General features: G+C 40.0%; 17 protein-coding genes. 7 read left to right on the plus strand and 10 right to left on the minus strand.

The features are described from left to right. The first annotated feature begins 300 nt into the window (after window positions 1-300). Complete coding sequence (locus EVU92_RS17490) at window positions 301-2,340, plus strand: tetratricopeptide repeat-containing sensor histidine kinase (protein ID WP_168990037.1); 2,040 nt, start codon at window positions 301-303, stop codon at window positions 2,338-2,340. Here the strand turns inward: EVU92_RS17490 and ppc are convergent. Then, complete coding sequence (ppc, locus tag EVU92_RS17495; protein WP_130052450.1) at window positions 2,337-4,982, minus strand: phosphoenolpyruvate carboxylase; 2,646 nt, start codon at window positions 4,980-4,982, stop codon at window positions 2,337-2,339. The genes EVU92_RS17490 and ppc overlap by 4 nt on opposite strands. A gap of 423 nt (window positions 4,983-5,405) precedes the next feature. Between ppc and EVU92_RS17500 the strand changes: the two genes are divergently transcribed. After that, entirely contained in the window at window positions 5,406-6,152 is a 747-nt protein-coding gene (locus EVU92_RS17500) for an SDR family NAD(P)-dependent oxidoreductase (RefSeq protein WP_130052451.1), read from the plus strand. 10 nt (window positions 6,153-6,162) lie between these two features. Continuing rightward, window positions 6,163-6,771 carry a flavin reductase gene (locus tag EVU92_RS17505; protein WP_130052452.1) on the plus strand — a complete coding sequence of 203 codons (609 nt, stop codon included), beginning with the start codon at window positions 6,163-6,165 and terminating at the stop codon, window positions 6,769-6,771. Between the two features lie 16 nt (window positions 6,772-6,787). Here EVU92_RS17505 and EVU92_RS17510 read toward each other — a convergent pair whose 3' ends face one another. After that, the gene (locus tag EVU92_RS17510; protein WP_130052453.1) at window positions 6,788-7,867 is read right to left on the minus strand and encodes a Xaa-Pro peptidase family protein; all 1,080 of its coding nucleotides are present in this window, start codon (window positions 7,865-7,867) and stop codon (window positions 6,788-6,790) included. A gap of 129 nt (window positions 7,868-7,996) precedes the next feature. On the opposite strand from EVU92_RS17510, the gene EVU92_RS17515 reads away from it, so the two are divergent. Both EVU92_RS17515 and EVU92_RS17520 read left to right on the plus strand, forming a co-directional pair. Continuing rightward, window positions 7,997-9,217, plus strand: coding sequence for a Xaa-Pro peptidase family protein (locus EVU92_RS17515; protein ID WP_130052454.1), 1,221 nt, complete (start codon window positions 7,997-7,999; stop codon window positions 9,215-9,217). A gap of 153 nt (window positions 9,218-9,370) precedes the next feature. Further along, the gene (locus EVU92_RS17520; RefSeq protein WP_130052455.1) at window positions 9,371-10,777 is read left to right on the plus strand and encodes a TIGR00366 family protein; all 1,407 of its coding nucleotides are present in this window, start codon (window positions 9,371-9,373) and stop codon (window positions 10,775-10,777) included. 253 nt (window positions 10,778-11,030) lie between these two features. Here the strand turns inward: EVU92_RS17520 and ltrA are convergent, their stop codons facing one another. Then, window positions 11,031-12,521: a group II intron reverse transcriptase/maturase gene (gene ltrA / locus EVU92_RS17530; protein ID WP_130050855.1), complete on the minus strand. Its 1,491-nt coding sequence runs from the start codon at window positions 12,519-12,521 to the stop codon at window positions 11,031-11,033. 1,142 nt (window positions 12,522-13,663) lie between these two features. Between ltrA and EVU92_RS17535 the strand changes: the two genes are divergently transcribed. After that, window positions 13,664-14,194, plus strand: a complete 531-nt coding sequence (locus EVU92_RS17535) for a hypothetical protein (protein ID WP_130052456.1) — start codon at window positions 13,664-13,666, stop codon at window positions 14,192-14,194. 60 nt (window positions 14,195-14,254) lie between these two features. Here EVU92_RS17535 and EVU92_RS17540 read toward each other — a convergent pair whose 3' ends face one another. The 3 genes from EVU92_RS17540 to EVU92_RS17550 form a co-directional block, all read right to left on the minus strand. Further along, on the minus strand, window positions 14,255-15,298 hold the full coding sequence (locus EVU92_RS17540) for a GGDEF domain-containing protein (RefSeq protein WP_130052457.1): 1,044 nt from the start codon (window positions 15,296-15,298) through the stop codon (window positions 14,255-14,257). A 109-nt stretch (window positions 15,299-15,407) separates the two neighbouring features. After that, window positions 15,408-16,235, minus strand: a complete 828-nt coding sequence (locus EVU92_RS17545; RefSeq protein WP_130052458.1) for a mechanosensitive ion channel family protein — start codon at window positions 16,233-16,235, stop codon at window positions 15,408-15,410. Between the two features lie 64 nt (window positions 16,236-16,299). Further along, window positions 16,300-17,271 carry a calcium/sodium antiporter gene (locus EVU92_RS17550; protein ID WP_130052459.1) on the minus strand — a complete coding sequence of 324 codons (972 nt, stop codon included), beginning with the start codon at window positions 17,269-17,271 and terminating at the stop codon, window positions 16,300-16,302. A 398-nt stretch (window positions 17,272-17,669) separates the two neighbouring features. Here EVU92_RS17550 and EVU92_RS17555 point away from each other — a divergent pair, with 398 nt between their 5' ends. Further along, window positions 17,670-18,374, plus strand: coding sequence for a hypothetical protein (locus EVU92_RS17555; protein ID WP_130052460.1), 705 nt, complete (start codon window positions 17,670-17,672; stop codon window positions 18,372-18,374). Between the two features lie 217 nt (window positions 18,375-18,591). Here the strand turns inward: EVU92_RS17555 and ppiC are convergent, their stop codons facing one another. The 4 genes from ppiC to EVU92_RS17575 all read right to left on the minus strand — a co-directional run bounded on the left by ppiC (window position 18,592) and on the right by EVU92_RS17575 (window position 21,048). After that, window positions 18,592-18,870 (minus strand): peptidylprolyl isomerase PpiC, encoded by a 279-nt coding sequence (gene ppiC / locus EVU92_RS17560; RefSeq protein WP_055021968.1) that lies wholly within the window; start codon window positions 18,868-18,870, stop codon window positions 18,592-18,594. A 63-nt stretch (window positions 18,871-18,933) separates the two neighbouring features. Further along, the gene (locus tag EVU92_RS17565) at window positions 18,934-19,566 is read right to left on the minus strand and encodes a lysoplasmalogenase (protein WP_130052461.1); all 633 of its coding nucleotides are present in this window, start codon (window positions 19,564-19,566) and stop codon (window positions 18,934-18,936) included. Window positions 19,567-19,624: 58 nt separating this feature from the next. After that, window positions 19,625-20,023, minus strand: a complete 399-nt coding sequence (locus tag EVU92_RS17570; protein WP_130052462.1) for a DCC1-like thiol-disulfide oxidoreductase family protein — start codon at window positions 20,021-20,023, stop codon at window positions 19,625-19,627. A 2-nt stretch (window positions 20,024-20,025) separates the two neighbouring features. Further along, window positions 20,026-21,048: a zinc-binding dehydrogenase gene (locus tag EVU92_RS17575; RefSeq protein ID WP_130052463.1), complete on the minus strand. Its 1,023-nt coding sequence runs from the start codon at window positions 21,046-21,048 to the stop codon at window positions 20,026-20,028. Window positions 21,049-21,055 lie beyond the last annotated feature (7 nt).

The raw sequence follows: 21,055 nt of genomic DNA on the forward strand, positions 1-21,055 counted from the left end.
ACGGTAGCTGATCTAAAAAGCTGGGCTATTTTATTGATATCGCCCTTCCAGTCAATACCTAGCAATAAAATAGGTATGACCAGTTGCATATTTCATATTTTAGGATTAGTTTTAATCTGAAAATCTGCCATTCGAGTTCACACCCTATTTACTTTATAAACATGTAAGAGATTTCCTCTAAACAAATAAGCAATTTCAGATAAACCTGTATTTAGTTAAAATTTATAATGTAAAGCGTTATTAAGACAGTAAAAGGAGTGAGTGCTTTATGTACTCATTTTTAAAATGGATTGGTGTGCCATGAAAGCGCGTTTGGTTTTGCTCATTAGCTTTATACTATTGATTTTATCATATTCAACAACAATTAATGCAATGCCTAACAAAGAGTTTAATGAACTCAGACTTTCAATAAGGCAAAGCTATGCAAGCTCACCACAAGAAGGCCTAAAGTTTGTCAATGCCCTCATAGAAACTACCGAGCTAACATTAGAACAAAAGATTATTGCTACTAATTATAAAGCTTGGTTCTTATTAGAGACAGACGAGCTAGAACAAGCCATGGAAACCATTGTTAAGTACATGAATATGGTTTCTCAGTCTGATGAAAAAGACCTCATGTATGGCTATTTCAATATTTCCGGGGGGATTTATGCACGCTTAGGTCTATATGAAGAAGCCTTAGCTTACTATCGCGATGCCATGCCATTTGCACAATCTCGAGATGAACGTTTAGTTTATCAAACCGAAAATAATATCGCTTTGGTAAAGCTACGTTTAAACCGTTACAAAGAAGCTGCTGACTCGTTCACATACTATCGAGATTATGCCCGCAGTAAAAATCAAACTCTGAACGAATCATTTGCTAGTAATAACTTAGCGCTTGCTTTAATTGGATTAAAACAGTATTCAGACGCACTCAAGGTTATCAATGAAGCTATAGGGTTACAAAACCAACATAACTACACCACTCACCTTGCTTCAAGCCTAGTTATAAAAGCCAAAATATTACGTTTTCAAGGTTTTTTAGAAGACTCAGAAAAGGTACTAAACGAGGCTTCGACTCTTATTGAAAATAAAAAGCTTGAAAATGAGCAACTTAATATCATTTTATGCTTAGCAGAAACGTATGAAGCACAAGGCCATACTGAGAAAGCGCTCGATACACTAGCATCCGTTAACATACAAGCTGTTAGCCATACTAATTTTGAAGTCCTATTATCGATTGCAAAATTAACTGCAGAGCTTTACGAACAACAAAAAATTTATGCAAATGCACTAAGCGCTTATAAACAATATTCGTACATTAATGAAGCTATTTTAACCAGACAAGCAAAAGTGAACCTAGCTAAAGCATTAGCGGAAGCTGATGTAGCCGCAAAAGAGGTAAGAATTTCTGAATTGACTCGTGCTGAACAAATAAAAGCGACGAAAGCCAATGCATTTAAAGATCTCACTATTGTTGTAAGTATATGTTTAGTAATTATTTTATTTGGCTCTTTTATCGCAATTAATAGTATCGACAAACAAAAACAAAAATTAGCTAAAGCATTAAAACAGTTAAAAGATACTCAAAATCATCTTATTGAAATAGAAAAAATAGCGTCTTTAACAGCACTAGTATCCGGTATGGCGCATCAACTTAATACCCCTATAGGCACCATAGTTACAGCAAGTTCATTAATAGATGATTACATGGAAGGTTTAGAAGAAAAATTTAAAGCCCGAGAGCTGTCTAGCAAGCATTTTCATAAATTTATTACCGATACCAATAGTGCTAAAGACCTTGTGATCAACAGTATTAATCGACTTGCCGGAATTGTAGAAGAGTTTAAAGCGCTTAATGTGTCTATACACCTAGATAAACCGATGAGCAAAATACAGCTTTCAAGCTTTCTTAACCATCGTTTATGTCCTTTGAGCAAACATCTTGGTAAACAAATTGATTTTAAAATTCATGGCGATGAAGCAACTATTACATCTTATCCAACTATTTTAAGTGATGTATTAAAAACCTTAGTTATTAATTCCTGTGAGCATGGCTTTGTTAATTCGGGTAAGGGAGTGGTCGAAGTTTCAGTCAAAGCGTTTACGCATGTGGTTGAAATTATCTATCAAGATAACGGTGTGGGAATCAGTGATGAAATTCTACATGAAATATTTACCCCTTTTTACACCACTAATCTAGGGGGTAATCACTTAGGGCTTGGTTTAAACGTGGTATTTAACGCGGTTAAATACAACCTAAGAGGCAAAATCGGCGCCGAGTCATGTAAACACGGCGCACGATTTGTTATTAGCCTACCAATCGATGCTCAATTAGTAGATGACACTGGCTATTAACCGGTATTACGCATACCTGCTGCAATACCTGTCATCGTGATCATCAAGGCATTATCAATATCAGTTGCAGAGTTTTCATCAGCTTCACGTGAACGACGCAGTAACTCAACTTGTAATAAGTTAAGTGGATCTGTGTAAGGGTTACGAAGCGCGATTGACTCTTTGATCCAAGGCTGGTCTGCAAGTAAGCTCTTTTGTGGGCTAAGCGATTGAACAAGCTCAATAGCCTCGCTCAATTCCTGACGTAACTTCACACCTAATGGCTTATATTGCTCAGTAACAAGTGCATCATCATAATGAGCACTTAACCATGTATCGGCTTTACTAAATACCATCTCTAGCATCTCTAAACGAGCACGGAAGAATGGCCATTTTAAGCTCATTTCGTGAAGTGTTTCGATGCCATATTTATCTAAAGCAGCTTTAAGGCCTGTTAATGCACCTAACCAAGCAGGCAGCATTAAACGATTTTGGCTCCATGCAAAGATCCATGGAATAGCACGAAGGCTTTCTACACCCCCATTCGGGTTACGCTTAGCCGGGCGAGAGCCCAAAGGTAATTTTGAGAGCTCTTGTTCTGGCGTTGCCATTCTAAAGTAAGGAACAAAGTTTTCATCATGACGCACAACTTGACGGTAATGCTCGCATGAGTCTGCACTAATAAGATCCATAACATCACGCCATTCGCTCTTAGGCTCTGGCGGCGGCAATAAGTTACTCTCAAGTACCGCACCGGCATAAATATTTAAGCTTTGTAGTGCGACAGCAGGCAAACCAAACTTAAAGCGGATCATTTCACCTTGCTCTGTTACACGCAGGCCACCTTTTAATGAACCAGGAGGCTGAGAACGAAGCGCCTGTGCAGCTGGAGCGCCACCACGACCAACAGTACCACCACGGCCGTGGAATAAGATAAGCTCAATACCGCGCTCTTCGGCTAATTGAACGAGTTTATCCATTGCTTCATATTGTGCCCAACCAGCAGCCATCATGCCTGCATCTTTTGCTGAGTCTGAGTAGCCGATCATGACATTTTGCTGATTTTGAATATGACCACGGTACCAAGTGTTATCAAGTAAACATTCAATAACCTCTTTACCATTATTTAAGTCATCTAAGGTTTCAAATAACGGTGCAACCGGCAAGTTAAACTTGCAACCACTTTCTTTCAATAACAATTGTACTGCTAAGACATCGGATGCAGTGCGTGCCATGGAAATGATGTACAAGCCAAATGTTTGTGCGTCTTGCGCTGCTATCACATCAAACGTATCAAGTACTTCTTGTACTTCAGGGCTTGGCTGCCAATGTTTAGGTATTAGTGGTCTACGAGAGTTCAGCTCCGCAAGTAAGAATGCTTGTTTATCTTCTTCTTGCCATTGATGGTAATCTCCTAAACCTAAATAACGTGTTAGCTCTGAGAAAACATCACCATGACGTGACGAGTCCTGACGCACATCAAGTTTTGCAAGGCGCAAACCAAAGCTGTTAATGCGGCGCAGTACATCAAGTAGCAAACCGTCTGCCACCACTTTCATGTTGGTTTTAATTAGCGAGCGATAACACACTTCAATAGGGTGCTTAATTTGCGCAATATCGGTAATTAAATCTTCAGAGTCAGTGCGCTTTTTCTTAATTTTAGCGCCCAAATGCGTCACGGTTTCGGCAATTTGATTCTTTAATTTTTTAAGTACCGCACGGTAAGGTTCAAAGTCTTGCCCTGCAAGCTCAACTAATTCATCGCTTGCATCAGACATAGATAACTCATTACTTAGCGTCTCAATGTCACGCGAATACAAATCAAGTGCCATCCAACGGCCATGGTCTAACACTTGGTGAGTGACTTCAGCGGTAACAAACGGGTTACCATCACGGTCACCACCCATCCATGAAGTAAATTCAATTGGGCTGAAATCAATCGGTAATTCAAGATCAAGCTCTGCTTTTACGTCTTCACCAAACTCGCGTAGAAAACGTGGAACGGCATGCCATAAGCTATTCTCAATAACTGCAAAACCCCATTTAGCTTCATCGATTGGCGTTGGGCGCGAACGACGAATATCGTCGGTATGCCAAGCTTGGCTAATAAGTTGGGCAATGCGATTTAATAAATCTGCACGTTCACTTGGTAAATTGTCTTTACGCTCTAAAGAGGCAAGACAATCACTTAATTCAACGTGTTTATTGATCATTGTACGGCGTGTCACCTCGGTTGGGTGAGCCGTGAGTACTAAATTGATGTGGAGTTTTGAGAGTGTTTGTGCCAAGTGATTAGGGTCCACTTGACCTTGCTTTGATGCAGTTGCTAACGCTTTTAATGTTTGAGTGAGAGGGTTTAGTTGGCAAAAACCAACATCATTAAAGCGCGAAACGGTATGAAATTGTTCTGCAACATTAGCAAGATTCAAAAAATGATTAAATGAGCGTGCAACCGGTAATAGTTCTTCATCTGTGAGAGCGTGTAGTACTTCGATAAGCGCTTGTCTGTCGGCTTCGTTACCACTACGTGACGATTTAGATAAAGCGCGAATCTCTTCTACCTTATCTAAAATGGCTTGTCCTTGTGCATCTTTAATGGTTTGACCCAGCATTTGTCCAAGCATACTAACATTACCGCGAAGTGCAGCGTATTGTTCACTCATTCTCATACTCCTTTCTTTAACTAAGTTGAAAGTACTTACTGCACAGTATTTAACCAAGCACGAACGCTGCTAAATACTGATCCCTTTTATTAATATCATTGTCAGCGTTAATTTAATAGATCGAATTTTCTAACATACTCGTAAAAAAGAATAACCAATCTGTAAACATAAAAGTGTAATAAATACGCCGCCTAGTCAGATACTGTACTTTACAATATGGGCAATTGGTAAAATGGACTTACCAATTAAAATGATAAAATGCCTGTGAATTAAGGCATCTTTCATTTTTGTATGGTCAATTATTTATCAACCTATTTTATGTGTTTTAGTTTTGGCAAAAGACAACCAAGGTTACTAACACTTTATTAATTGGTGATAGTTTGAGCGAAAAAAATTTTCGAATATTTTTATTACGGGTCATAAATGCAACTCTATATATTGTGTGGCACAAGCAGTGAAATCGCTAAAGCCTATTTCACTACTCTAAGAAAACAAATCAGAAGCGGTCATATCGTAACCATCAGTCGAAGTGAATTTAAGGCGCCTTTTGATGAAATATCAAACAATGAGATCAGCCACCAGCATTTTATAACTGATTACTCAGAGCAAAGCCTAAGAGGAATTGCCGTAGAATTAACTAGTAACCAATATGATTTAGCACAATTGATGATATTTAACGGCCTGCTGCATGATCTAGATAACGCGCCTGAACGTAAACTTGAGCAAATATCTGAGCAGCACTTTATAAATAGCATGCATACAAACGCCCTACTGCCGATTCGCTGCGTGACTTTATTTTCAACGCTTTTAAAGCCGCATGTAGCAACGGTTGTATGTGCACTGAGTGCACGTGTTGGCAGCATTAGTGATAACAAGTTAGGCGGTTGGTATAGCTATCGGGCATCTAAGGCGGCACTAAACATGTTATTTAAATCTGCAGCGATTGAACTTAACAGACGCTATAAAAAATGCCACTGCGTGTTATTTCACCCAGGAACTACTGATACGCCATTATCAAAACCTTTTCAGGCAAATGTGCCCGAAGGGAAGCTATTTACCCCTGAGTTTGTAGCCGAGCAATTGTATTCATTGATAAGTGATGCTGACTATTTACAACAATCACCCAGCCCAGCCTACTTTGACTGGCAAGGAAAACCCATAGACTGGTAACAGGACAATTATGCATTTTACAAAACAAGCTATTGCTGATTTAGAAAACCGCTACCGCGCCCACTTAATTAATAGTTTGTCGGGATTTAAAAGTGCCAACTTAGTTGGCACACAAGATAATAATGGCCAAACTAATTTAGCGATTGTAAGTTCAGTATTTCATCTTGGGGCACATCCCCCCTTAGTGGGTATGATCATTAGGCCTCATTCAGTGCCTCGCCATACCCTAGAGAACTTATTAGCCACTAAGCAGTACACGATTAACCATGTGAACAAAGATATCTATGATAAAGCACATCAAACATCTGCACGCTACGACAAAGACGAATCTGAATTTGATGCTACAGGGCTCTGCACTGAATACCTAAATAACTTCACAGCACCTTTTGTTAAAGAGAGCAAGCTTAAGTATGCTCTTGAGCTCAAAGAACACCACCACCTTGCCATTAATGGCACTGAGCTTATTATTGGAGAAATCACTGATATCTACTTAGATGAGGCTTGTTTGCAAGAAGACGGTTTTGTCGATATTGAAGCCATTGATACAGTCGCAGTTAGCGGGCTTGATAGTTACCATGTAACTGAACGTTTAGCCCGCTTAGCTTATGCTAAAAAGTAATCGCAAAATTTAAGCATTAGATTATGAATGGCTTAGGCGCATGGGTTAACACCTCAAAGCCAGACTCGGTGACAACTATGTCATCTTCAAGTCGCACACCACCATAGCCTGGTATATAAATGCCAGGTTCAATGGTGATCACATTACCTACTTCAAGGTTGTAATCTGTGAGTGTGTTGATAAATGGCACTTCATGTAAAAATAGCCCTAAACCATGGCCAAGGCCTTTACCCGCGTATTCACCAAAGCCCGCCTCAGCAATCACCTTGTTTGATATGGTATTTAAATCTAAACAATTAACACCTGGTTTAACCATTTCAAGTGCCGCATTTTGTGCCTTAAGAACAGTATTATAAATACGGGTTTGTTTTTCTGATGCTTCGCCAATAATGTAGCTACGAGTCATATCAGAGCGATAACCATTTACAACGGCACCAAAATCAAGTGTTACAAAGTCTCCTTGCTTTAAAACCTGATTTGATGGATTACCATGCGGCAAGGCTGAGCGTTCTGCAAACAGCATGATGGTGGCAAACGACATTCCTTCTGAACCTAGCTTTTGCATTCTATATTCAAGCTCTAAGGCAAGGTCTCGTTCAGTCATACCTGGTTTAAAATAAGGCAGCGTTTGTGCTAAGGCTTCATCAGCAATAGCTGCAGCAGCTTTAATTTGCGCAACTTCCCAGCTATCTTTAACGCGTCTTAGCTTTTCTATTAGACCGTTTATGGCTGTTAGAGTGTGACCATTAAGCTCATCTGCAACACCTTGCCAAATCGCAACTGTGACATAACTTGCATCAAATGCGACATGGCTGTTTGGTTTAAGGTGCCTGTTAATACAATGACCAAGAGTTTCGTTTTCTCTGTCTCTACAAACAACCTCAAATCCTGTTGTTTCTGCAATTGCACGTTGATGGTAACGATAATCTGTTATCAGCACACACGCATTTTGAGTAATTAATGCATAAGCAGCATTACCACTAAAACCACTTAAGTAACGAATATTTTCATGACCTAGTACTAACATGGCGCTGTAACCTTGTTGTTCTAGTAAGGCTTTAAATTCAGCTTGTCTTTTTAAGTAATTAACTTGCATTGTCGCTCCTTATTTTTTGCGCATGCTAACAGTTATGTACATAAATACGAATATTATGCGATTAGTCGCAGTGAATTTGCATCAGGTGTTTACTCAAGCCACAATGCACAAAAAACCAAGGAGTACACAATGACAACATACGGTATTGGCACACAAACGCCAGAGCAGGCGCTTGACTCTTTGTCAGATATGACAACAGATTTAACCCCTATTCAAAATGACGAATTTCATGCGCGTATCGCAAAAGCACAAGCGTATATGCAAGCAAATAACATTGATGCAATATATTTAAATGCAGGCACTAACCTTGCTTATTTTACTGGTATGCGTTGGTACGCAAGTGAGCGTTTAGTTGGTGCTATTTTACCTGCTAAAGGTGATGTGCAATATATCGCACCGTTTTTTGAAATCGGCAGCTTAAACGACTTTATGGTGATTGATGGCCCAATTCGAGGCTGGCAAGAGCACGAAAACCCATACCAACTATGTGTTGAAGTACTGTCAGAAATGGGTATTAGCAAAAATGGCACCCTTGGTATTGATGAAAGCGCACAGTTTTTCATCTACGACGGCATTAATAAAGCTAATGGTAATTATAATATTGTTAACGCACAGTGCGTAACAGCTCACTGCCGCATGCATAAATCAGCCAGCGAACTTGCCTTGATGCAACGTGCTATGGACATGACTTTAGAAGTACACAAAGCAACGGCGAGCATGCTTTATGAAGGTATCACCACTACTGAAGTAGAAGCCTTTATTAAAAAAGCCCACCAAAAAGTCGGTGCACCGGGTAACTATTTTTGTATTGTGCTATTTGGTGTTGCGTCGTCTTTCCCGCATGGCGTTAAAAACCCACAAACCCTTAAAAAAGGTGATGTGGTACTGATTGATACTGGCTGTAAAGTACATGATTACCTCTCTGACATTACCCGTACTTATGTATTTGGTGAAGCAACCGAACGTCAACGTATGTTTTGGCAACACGAGAAAAATGCCCAACTAGCCGCTTTTGCTGCAGCAAAAATTGGTGAGCCATGTGGCAAAGTAGATGATGCTGCAAGACAGTACTTAGCCGAAAATGGCATGGGGCCAGAATATCAAACACCAGGTTGCCCACACAGAACTGGCCATGGCATTGGTTTGGATATTCATGAATGGCCATACCTTGTCGGTGGAAACCCTACCCCACTCGCAACAGGCATGTGTTTTAGTAACGAACCGATGCTTGTTATACCCGATGAGTTTGGTATTCGCTTAGAAGATCATTTTTATATGACAGACGAAGGCCCGCGTTGGTTTACCGAGCCAGCTCATAGCATTGACGACCCATTTGGCCTAGCTAAATAAAATCTAAATAACTATTAAAAGGTCAGCTATCTGGCCTTTTTTTGTGTCTAAATTATTACATTTTTTAACAGTGTATATATTTTTGAGACAATCTATCAGCTTTTATCATGTTATGATTTTAACAATTTAACCTAACATAATTACGGAGAATAAATGGGTTTACGTTTTAAAGTTCCACATACCTTGATACTGCTGCTTGGCATGATGGTTGTTGCGCTTATTGCTACATGGTTAGTACCACAAGGTTTTTTCAGCACCACACTGAGTGAATCTGGCCGCGAAATGGTCGTTGCGGGTACCTATCAAACGGTTGCTGAACGCCATTACTTAACCCCATGGGATTTATTACAAGCCATACCTCGTGCATTTGCTGCTGCTCAAGATGTTATTTTCTTTGTCTTAATCGTTGGCGGCGTATTAGCTGTTGCACGTGCCACAGGCACTGTTGATGCACTCATTGGTAGGCTTTTAGAGCGACACGGTAAAAAGCCGCAGCGATTAATCTTTATGGTGGTATTTTGCTTTGCTTTGGCATCAAGCAGTATCGGTACCGCCGGTGAATATATTCCTTTTGTTATTATTCTCGTTGCGCTGTGTAAAGCAATGCGCCTAGACGCAATGACTGCCGTAGGTATGATAGTCGCGGGTTATGGTATTGGTTATGGTGTATCGGCATTTAACCCATTTACCGTATTAATCGCACAGCAAATTGCAGGTATTCCAGTTTACTCAGGCTTGTGGTTTCGTTTAGCTATATTTATTCCATTTGTGCTCATTGGTTTTCATCATGTTTGGCAATACACAAAAAAGGTAGCGAATGATCCGTCTAAATCAATGATGATTGGCGTGCCTTGCCCACTGGAAAATCAAACAGCAACAAGTTACCCAGCACTTGCCCTGCGCCATAAACTTATTTTAGGAAGTTTTATCATTACCCTTGCAATTGCAGTATGGGGTATAGCAACTAAAGGCTGGTACTTATACGAGCTAGGCGGTGTTTTTATCGCTTGGGGTGTCGTTGTAGCCATTTTAGGCAAATTATCTGCTGATGAAGCAGCAAACAAATTTATAGAGGGCGTGTCTGATCTTGTTACCACCGCAGTTTTAATCGGTGTTGCACGCGGTATCGCACTTATTTTAGAAGACGGTCAAATCCTGCATAGCCTTGTACATGGTATGTCGTTACCGCTTTCTTATGTATCAGCTGAAATATCAGCAATAGGCATGTTAGTTATTCAAACCTTACTTAATACCTTTATTCCATCAGGTTCAGGACAAGCTTATGTCACTATGCCATTGATGGCCCCACTTGGTGATTTAGTGGGTGTCCCAAGACAAGTTGCCGTGCTTGCTTATCAATTTGGTGATGGCTTTTCAAATATGATCATTCCGACCAATGCTGTACTAATGGGCATTTTAGGGATGGCAGGTGTGCCTTACGGCCATTGGTTTAGATTCTGTTTACCACTGCTGATTAAACTAATGGTCGCAGCATCAGTTGTATTAGTATTAGCTGTAATGTTTGGCTATGGCTTAGATGTGCAGCCCACACTAAATTAAGTTAGTTGATTTTAAAAAAGCGCCCTAGGCGCTTTTTTGTTGTGTTTTGAGTTCTTTTTAGCAACACATTTTTGGATCAAATGAGTTGGAAATGAATGACAGCTCTGTACAAAGTCAGAGCTTCATCCGTAACTCACTGCTGTCGGATAGACGACACCTGTTACCAAGTGTCGCCCTCCTAAGAACCGTACGTGCAACTTTCACTGCATACGGCTCAAGCCTTCACGAAGGCACCTAATTGGTACCCAGCAACTTATAAAGCAGCGAGATTAGGCTCATTCCAAGAGTTGCGGCATTGCCTCTTTGCTTTTCTCTTTGCCAAGTATTCTTGGTATAAAGGATCAAAAGGCGTAGCTTCACTCCTGATTTTCACATGTCTCTCTATTGGCACCTTAGCTATTTGAAATAGATTAAACTGACAATCCATGTTCATGTTCATGTTCATGTTCATGCTCTTCTGCCAACCGTGAAATTGCCATTGGCCTCGACGGTTGATAAAGTACTTCATGGCGATCCAAGTTTTTGATTTTGTTGGATGACGCCTTTTAGCCCAATGCCATAACGCTAGAAATAGTTTGTGGCTCACATATCCGAATACTTGTTTGGCAACGCAATGGCGATAGTAATTCGACCAACCCCTGAGTTTCGGATTTATCAACTTGATTAGATCGTTAACGGGGGTAGTTGCGTGCTTTTTAATGAGTTCGCGCAAGTTACTCAGAAATATTAACGTGTTAGATTTGCTCGGTTTAATGAGCAGTTTTCCTTTGTACTTCCTATGGTTAAAGCCTAGGAAGTCAAAACCACGGCTAATGTGGGTAATGTGCGTTTTCTCTTCGGAGAGCGTTAAGCCTCTATGTGCTAAGAAGTCAGCAATCAACGGTTTGATATCGTTCTCCAGCACGTCCTTTGAAGTGCATGTGACTACGAAATCATCGGCGTATCCTATAAAGTTGGCTCTCGCCCCATTTTTAAGTGCGGTGGACTTAATGCGTTGCTCAAGACCTGCAAGAGTCATCAGCATCAAGGTTGGAGATATGATCCCGCCTTGTGGTGTTCCCTCGTCAGTGCGATAGAACAGCCCTTTGTCCATAAAACCAGACTTTAACCATTGTTCCAACATTCGTTTATCTACAGCTATATTATTCATAAGCCATTGATGCCCAATCTTGTCGAAACAGGCTTTGATATCTCCCTCAAGAACCCATTGCGCGGATTGCTTTTTACTCAAACAGAGAAAACACTGAGCAATAGCATCAGCAGTGCTTCTATTGCGCCGAAATCCGTAGCTATTTGGGTCAGCAAGTGTTTCTGACACAGGCTCTAGTGCAAGAAGGTGAAGCGCTTGTAGCGCTCTATCGACCATGCACGGGATACCCAAAGGTCTGAGCTTGCCGTTTTTCTTAGGGATGTAGATACGCTTGAGCGGTTTGGCTTGATAAGCCTTTCTGCTCAATTGATTGACTGCTTTCATGCGGCGCGTATCCGTATTCCAGATGACGCCGTCTATTCCGGGCGTTTTACTGCCTTTGTTTTGTGATACTCGCTTAACAGCAAGAAGTTTTGCCGAATGCGAGTGAGTCAGTATCCACTGCAACGCTTTCGCTTTGCTGTGTTTACCTTCTCTTGTTGCTTTTGCAATACGCATCTGAAGCTTTAAAACGTGCGACTCAACAGTTTTCCAATTTATGGATTGCCATTGAGCACTGTCAGGGGAGGCACTAATCTCTTTTGAAATCATCATTTGCGTTTCTCCTTGAATAAAGTTCTTCAAATTCTCTTGCAACGGAAGACCAGTCGGAAGTCAGCTCACTTTCGTGCCAGACAGACGTCTGTATCTGCATCATTACAATCCAGCCTTTGCTTTCTCCAACATCCTCTACCTGCATCACTATCGGCTATATAAGCTTTCCCAAAGGGAGTGATACAGGCTTACCGTGTTCCGTATGTTGCGCAATGTCAGGTTAGATGCCCGCTATAGTGCGGAGAGTTCAGTGATCACGAAAGAGCATGGGGCAATCTCTTTCCGACTCTCGTGCCTTTTGGCTACAGCGTATTAACCACTTCCGCTGTTTCATCGTATAACGCACCTTACGCGGATTCACTTATGTTCATCATACTGACTGCCTAGCACTCACCCGATTTGTGGTTATCAGGAGGATCGTCCTCTCACGATTAAGATCCCGATTGGCGCATACCAACCTTCGTTACATTGTCAGAGCCGCTACTTTATTCAGGCTCCTAGGATCATCTGGTGATACAGATGGTTCACTCATTAAGCGGTGAACAGCGCTTCATACGACTTCACGTCGCACGCCCCAAGACGTGTTTAGGCGAATTACTCAAAAGAGCGAACTTCGGCCATTCAAAATTGCTTTTCTATTTCGTCAAAGTATATTGCTTGCATAGTCAGGAAAGCGACCCAATCGCTCTTTTTTGTCCTGAGACAAAAGCTAGAACTACTGCATTTTAGTCTTAATGGCAATTAGTTAAGAAGTTTGTTACAAATGAGTCATTCAGAAAAGCGAGCGACACTGTGTTAGAAAAACGCGCGATTCGCTCGCTATAGACATGTCATGTTTCAAAGGGAAAAGTTGACTTATGAGTTATAGATTTGGAAATAAACTACTTTTTATTTTATCCGTTATAGTTTTTATTTATAGCCTGTTCAGTATTTTCGAAATGCAATTTTCAGCATTTGGATTTAGCGTTAAACTTAATGAAAATCCTGTATTATTTTATTTCATTGTAGGTGGCTTATTAATGGCCTCAGGCTTTACGTTACTAATAAAGACCTTAGAATTTGCCAAAAGCAAAACTCAACGAGTTGAAACATAACAAGCCATTGCAGTGCGGGGCGCTATAAAGCAACGAGGCATCAGAATTTTGGAAATGCATTTTGTATTTACTTCCTCTAGAGGACTAATTGAATCAGCAGAATATCTGCCGGCACACACTGAAGATGATGATGCATTCTTCAATTCAAATAAATACTCCTTTATCTTAGTTGCTGCCGCTTCATTGGAAAGCTTGCTTAATGAAGGCATCATCTCATGGGCTTTTCGTCATTTCCCTAAAGCTGATCACAAAAGACATGCAACAGCGTTTCTTTCAATGAACTTAAGTAAAAAGTTAGATGTATTAGGGTTCCTTTTATCATCTGGTAAGCTCATTACAGACAATGAAAGTAAAATTTATCAGACTTTGATTAACTTAATAAAACTCCGAAATGAAGTGGCACATAGCAAGGACTTTTATAAAGAAACGGACATTGATTATGGTGAGCTAGATAAAGATGGTGGTAGAAGTTTCCTTTTACCTTATGATATTTCTAAATTAATGAATAATCACCCTCTAAGTATTGAGCAAGAAAAGTGTCAATTCATTGTGTCGTCATTGAAGCACTCTGCAAGATAACTTTAAACATTCAAAATGTGGTCATTAATGAACGTAATGACCACAAAATTAATCCAAGTTTCATTCATTATATTCAACTCGATTTCTGCCATTTTTCTTTGCACGATATAGAGCTAAATCAGCACGTTCAATTACTGTTAGCGTATTATCATCACTGTGATTAATCGTCACTCCACAGCTGACTGACAATCTTTTTTCGTGAAAATAAATACCATTTATATCTGTAATAATGGTCGTTGCAACCTCTTTTGTTTCATCTAAGGTTGCCCCTTCAATGATGATTACAAACTCTTCGCCACCCCAACGAGCACATAGCGCTTTACTTGGAGATACTGACTTTAATTTATTTGAAACAATGACAAGCGCTTTATCGCCTTCCAAGTGACCATAGGTATCGTTTATTTCTTTAAAATAATCAATGTCTAGTAGTATGAAACCAAAATTCGAGCTTTTTAGTAAACTGGAAAGCGTTCTATCTAGTTTTTCTCGATTAAACAATCCCGTGAGTTTATCGGTTTCAGCGAGTTTTTTAATAAGCTGATTTTTCTCAGCCAACGTATCATAAGCAGCAAACCGAGTTTTTTCATAGAAACGAAATAAGACAATGTGAGCAATGGCAACTTCAATAATATTAAAAACAGAGCCAAGGCCAATTTTAAGAGGTTCCGGATTCTGTGAGTGTTCATAAACTATAAAAGCACACACTGCAAAAGCAAACGCACTAAGTAAACTTCCCCAATTTCGACCTACTAAATAAAATGAAAATGGAGGAATTAATGTTGCCCAAAATAATGAATAGGCCGCGCCGTTAATTGAGATAATAAATGTCAGTATTAAACTGTTAATCAATAACACCACAGCCCATGAAACCGCTTTAATTTTTGAGCTTTTAATGAACCAAACATATAGTAAAATAGACAAAGTTAGCCCAACCGCATCAAGCAAAGCGAGTTCATAGCTGTTGAATTTAAAGATATTGATAACAGTCAGTACAAAGAAGTACACAGTACATATCAATAAAGAATGGGCGATCAAACGGCTTCGCCAAAATAGCTCAGGACTATTGTGGTGTGCTGGAATGTTTTTATACCAATATTTGAGCATAATAAACTCTACTTCGTAATAATCAAACGCGAGCAATGCTCTAAAAGCAAAAGCTCAGTCCTGTCACTTTATCATAGAAAAACTTTTTAGAACTGAGCACATTTTTTCTCTATTTCTTATCACTGTTAACTATATGTAAATCACGTTGAGGAAATGGGATGGTAATTCCTTTGCTCTCCACTTTATCTTTAATTTTACGCTGTGTTTGCCAATATATATCCCAATAATGTGGTGTAGCGACCCAAGCACGAAGCTGCAAGTTAACAGAGCTATCTGCTAATGTGTGTACTAAATACTGAGGGGTTGGCTCCATTAGAATTCGAGATTCTTCATCGACAAGCTCCTTTAACGCTGCTAGACCATCTTCAATTGAGTCACCATAAGAAATACCTACTGTTATATCCATACGGCGCTTATCGTTTCTAGTAAAGTTTTTTATCGCATTTGCCCAAACGGTGCTATTTGGAATTGAAACAAAAACGCCATCAGCAGTTTCAAGGACTGTGGTAAATAGCCCTAAATCTTTTACACTGCCTGTATAGCTTGATACTTCAACAAACTCTGCCTTTTTTAGTGGCTTTAGGAAAAGTAGCATGACTCCTGCAGCCACATTACTGAGCGTATCTTTTAACGCTAGACCAATCGCTAAGCCTGCGGCACCGACGAGTGCAACAAGGCTTGCCGTATTAACTCCAAATAAATCTAAAATAATCACAATTGCAATTAAATAAACCACATAGCCTGAAAGCGTGGTAAGCAGTTTTGTAATGATTTCATCTTGCTTGCTCAGTCTGTAAACACCTTTATGTACGGCACGTTTTAGTAATTTTGAACAAATATTTGCCCCAATAAAAATGAAAATAGTCAGCAGCGTATTCTTTGCTATTGCTATAAGTTGCAATTGATGCTCAGAAAAAAAGTTTATGATGGTGTCCATCGGTGATTTCCCTTTTAATATAAATAAAATATGCGCTTTACTCTAAACAATTTAGCGATAAATGTTATCTAATGATACTGGTAACTAAGTAGCCATTGTAAGCAATATAGGAAGCAAGCAAGATACCACCTTCCCAACGATTTATTCTGCCTTGTCGGCCAAAACCGTAAGCCATAACCAATAATATGACGGAAAGTACAAGCATCACACTCCAATCTCTGTAAAGTACGTCTGTAGAAATGTGAGGTATAGGCTCAATAATACCGGCGATACCAATTACGGCTAGGATGTTAAACATATTCGACCCCACAACATTCCCAATGGCGATGTCATGCTCTCCCTTTTTAGCGGCAATAATAGAAGCTGCAAGCTCTGGCAAAGATGTCCCTAATGCAACGATAGTTAAGCCGATAATAAGGTCACTGACACCCAGCGCAGTTGCAATTTCAACCGCTCCCCAAACAAGTATACGAGAGCTAATAATGAGTAATGTTAAACCCGCGATGAGCCAGAAAATTGCTTTCCCTAAAGACATGGCGTGACTTTTAAGCTCAGTATCAAATTCTGTTTTAAGGGTATCACTCGGTGATTTCATACCTGAATACACAGACCATACTAAGAACAAGACTAATCCGCCCAGCAACAGACTTGCATCAATCACTGATAAAGCGCCGTCATACAGCAAATACCCTAAAAAAAGTACGACAGCTAATAATAAGGGAAGCTCGTTTTTAACAATTTTAGACTGAACAGTGATAGGCGCAATGATGGCTGTTACACCAAGAATTAAGCTGATATTTACAATGTTGGACCCAAGTGCATTACCTAAAGCCAAGTCAGGGTTTCCATCACTTGCCGCCATGGCAGACACGACCATTTCAGGAGCCGAAGTCCCAAAACCAACAATGACCATACCAATTAAAATTGAAGGCAAGCCAGCATGGCCTGCTGTAGATGCCGCCCCTTCAACAAAGCGGTCTGCACTCCATACGAGTAAGGCAAACCCTGCAATAATAGCGGCTATAGCTAAAACCATGACTGAGCCCCCGCGATATCAATACCTGAAAGGTGTATGGCAGAGTTGTCTGGTCTATTTGCAAAATGAAGTGAACTTTGGCAGCGATGTAGTTTCATTATTTACCCTTAGGGCAGACTAGACTAAAAAGACAACAAACCATCTCTGCCCGAAATGACTCATTGCCTTAAGTCTTGTCAAAACCTGATACGGTTCGAAACTGCCACGAGCTATGTTGCCCGGAGACTGTTGACAGTTTCCTTGCTTAATGCAAGAGACTACTCCCCTAAGTTTTTCAAGAATAATCCATCCCTAATAATAATACAATTAGCTTGGCTCCCTTTTTTAAAAAATGATAAATATAAAGAATCATCAAAATAGGCCGATATAAAATTACATCACTAAATCAGGGACGTATTATGAAGGTTAATTCTGGAAGTTTACCGCAACCACTTAATATTCAAAATGTGACTTTAGAGTCACCTATAAATGGCAAGGCTCTTTTAGAAACTGAGCTTAAAAAATTGGCGGATGACGTATATCATGAAAGCGCGCCTCCAGAGCTAAACCAAACGTATACCAAACCGCTGACGATGACATCGAGCCAGATAGACATAACTAAAACAGTTGATGACTATATGCATGAGCTAGCTGTTGCTACTGGTGAATTATATTTGCCGGGAGGTAGTGTGCCTAAGGCGGTAGAAAAAATGCTGTCTCCCTATGACTCACTTCTTTCAGATATAAATCGGCAGAACCCTTCATTGGCCTATAAAAATTGGGGAATCGCTATAAACCAATCTGGTGCTTTAGAAGCGACAGGCACAATTACAGGTTTTGAAAAAGAATTCTTAGAAGAAAAACTAAATGATTCAAAGGAACTAGTAAGCACTATATCTGATTTTAAATCTAATTTTTTAAAATATATTGTGCCTGAAAACCGAGGTTATGGAAGGTATGATGTTACGGCTGATAATTTTCTAGGTGTTTTCGATTTTAGAGAAATGCTTGAAAGTTCAAGGAGCAATGACGACTTCAAAAAGACATGGGAATACGAAACTAATTGGTTAAAATTGAATGATAATATCTTGTCACAGTTAAAAAGAAACGCCACAAGTTATTAGGCTTAGTGCCCATATTGTGCTGAAATGAATTCACAGCGTTCCTTACTAAATACTACCATGTAGTGGCATACTTTTATGCCTTAATTTAGTCATGACTCTTCAAATATTTTAACGCGTTTATGTCCAAAAATGAGTTAAAACCTAGCGTTTTAACTCACTGAAATGAAAAGTTTAAGACTAACAACGTGTCTTTTTAAATTTAGTGTGGCTTTAAACTTTACGTTCTGTATAGCACTTTGATTACATGCCAACCAAAGCGCGTTTTAACTAGATGTGGTTCTAAGATTTCACCGCTGAATGCTACTTTGTCAAACTGTGGCACCATTTGACCACGTCTGAATTCGCCCAAGTCGCCGCCTTTTTTACCCGACGGACAGGTTGAATGTTTTTTAGCTAGAGTCTGAAACTTAGCGCCTTTTTTAAGTTGCTTGATAATGTCTTCAGCTTGTTCTTTGTGCTTAACAAGAATGTGCAGTGCGTGCGCTGTATTTGCCATGGGAAATCTCGAAAATTAAAACGCGCGTATTTTATCACGGCAATTAACACTGAGCCACTGCGGCTATTTATGTTTACCTGTTGCTTGCAAAAAACCTGTCACCAAACAAAATTGCGCTAAATAATAACTACCCATGATTGCGATATCTGCATGCTCTATTTCTAAATAAAAACGATTAAGGCCTAGTATAGAGTCTGATATTACAAACACGGCACCACCTAACACTAAAAAACCGTTCGATTTATCAGTCATCCAAGTAAGGCTTGCCATTATGGTGAGCACCAACATATAAAAAAGCACGGGAATGAGCATGTCATTCAGGTTTGGGTAGAATAAGCAAAAAACGATGATGGCCAAAAATAGATAAAGGAGTACAACGTCTAGTCGCCAGTTTTTAATTGGCAACATGGTAATGATATAAAAAGTGTGGCTTACAAAAAATGCCGCTAAACCGCCTATAAACAGTTGCCCCGTATCAAGGGCTAGCAACACATCACCTAGTGCTGAAAAACTAAGAGCGAATAATAAAGTAATAAAAGTTCGATTTTGTAGCTGACTGCGCGCTTTTAACACCATCACAATCAAAAGGCCGATTGGTAATGTTTTAAATAACGCCATAAAAGGCTGAGGTAATGCTGGCTGTAAAAGCAATAAAGCAATGTAAAACGTACTTAAGATTAGGAAGAGAATGTTCATATTCTTATTATTGTTGTTTGTTCCCAATAAAGAGAATAGCAAGCTTTACTTTAAATGTTTATAAAAAATGCTGCTTTTGTTTTTCTGACAATAACTTACACTTTGTTTGTTTGCCGAAAAACCGATAACGATGACGGCCAACCCAATCATACACACGATCGCGAAAGCCTTTTGGCAGTAGCTTGAACACGTTAGCGACAGAGAATGGAAAACCTAATTTCGTTGCGATAAATAATACAGCATCACTTTGTTTATATAGCTGGTTTTTATCAATCACTAACATTGAGGAAAGTGGATCTTTGACTTTATATGCCTTTAATAAACGCTCACCTTTATCGCTTTGCATGGGGCATAACTTAAAGGTAATTTGCTTATCAAAGCGAAGAATAAACCGCACACAAAAATGGCACAGATTGCACTGACCATCAAACAAAATGACTGGGCAGTTAGTACGCAAGTTTAACCGCTTACTTGTACAACTTGTTTACCTGTAAAACCACCAGCAAGTTGTTTATTTAAAGCAGCTGAAACAGCCTCAGCGGTAAAGTCTACGGCATGGATTTGCGGCAATTTGATCTCGCCTCGCGCTGCATTATCAAGTAATAAGTTACCCATAAAGCTTAATCTTTGCTGAGCACATAAACTGTTCGCAAGCCATGCACCACCTAACGATACAATGCCAATATTGGGAGCGCGTCTAAACATAAGTTCTTGTTCAAACTTAGGTAATTCATTTAAACAGGCGATGCGACCACAAAAACGCATTAGCTCAACGTTGCGAATGGTGGTATCGCCACCGATACAATCAAGCACCGCGTCAAAGCCCTGCGGACCAAGTTCACGACGAATTTTATCCTGGAGTTTAGGGTCATTATAATCAAACACAACATCAGCGCCTAATTGCTTAAGTAACTTATGATTGTGTTTGCTGGCAGTGGTAAACACAGTCGCACCACGTTGCTTAGCAAACTGAATAGCGAATTGGCCAACGCCGCCAGCACCGGCGTCAATAAACAGTGAATCCCCTTCGCTTAGCTGCAACTTATCAAGGGCGATTAATGCCGTCATACCTGAACAAGGTAAGGTTGCAGCGTCTGCCGGAGATACATTATCTGGCACAACAGATACTGCATAGTTAGGCACTGTAGTGTATTCAGATAACACACCTTGGTCACCAAGGCTGGCATGCCATACAACACGCGCACCAACACCAGGGAATACACCTTTATTTGCTTGAACAACCACCCCAACAGCGTCATGGCCCAAAACATGAGGGTAATGCCATTTGCAAAAGCCTTGCTTTGCAAAGTTGGCATCACCATGATTTAAGCCCACATATTCAACTTTAATCAAGAGCTCATTGCCTTCAGGGCTCGGTACTGGCACAGAAAGCTCAGATAACGCAATCGCGTCATTCGGCTCAATCAGTGCAAGCGCGCGCATTGTTGACGGAAGATCTGTAGTTTGTTGAATATGTGACATTTAATAC

The organism is Pseudoalteromonas sp. MEBiC 03485 (assembly GCF_004195145.1).
Taxonomy (GTDB): Bacteria; Pseudomonadota; Gammaproteobacteria; order Enterobacterales; family Alteromonadaceae; genus Pseudoalteromonas; species Pseudoalteromonas apostichopi.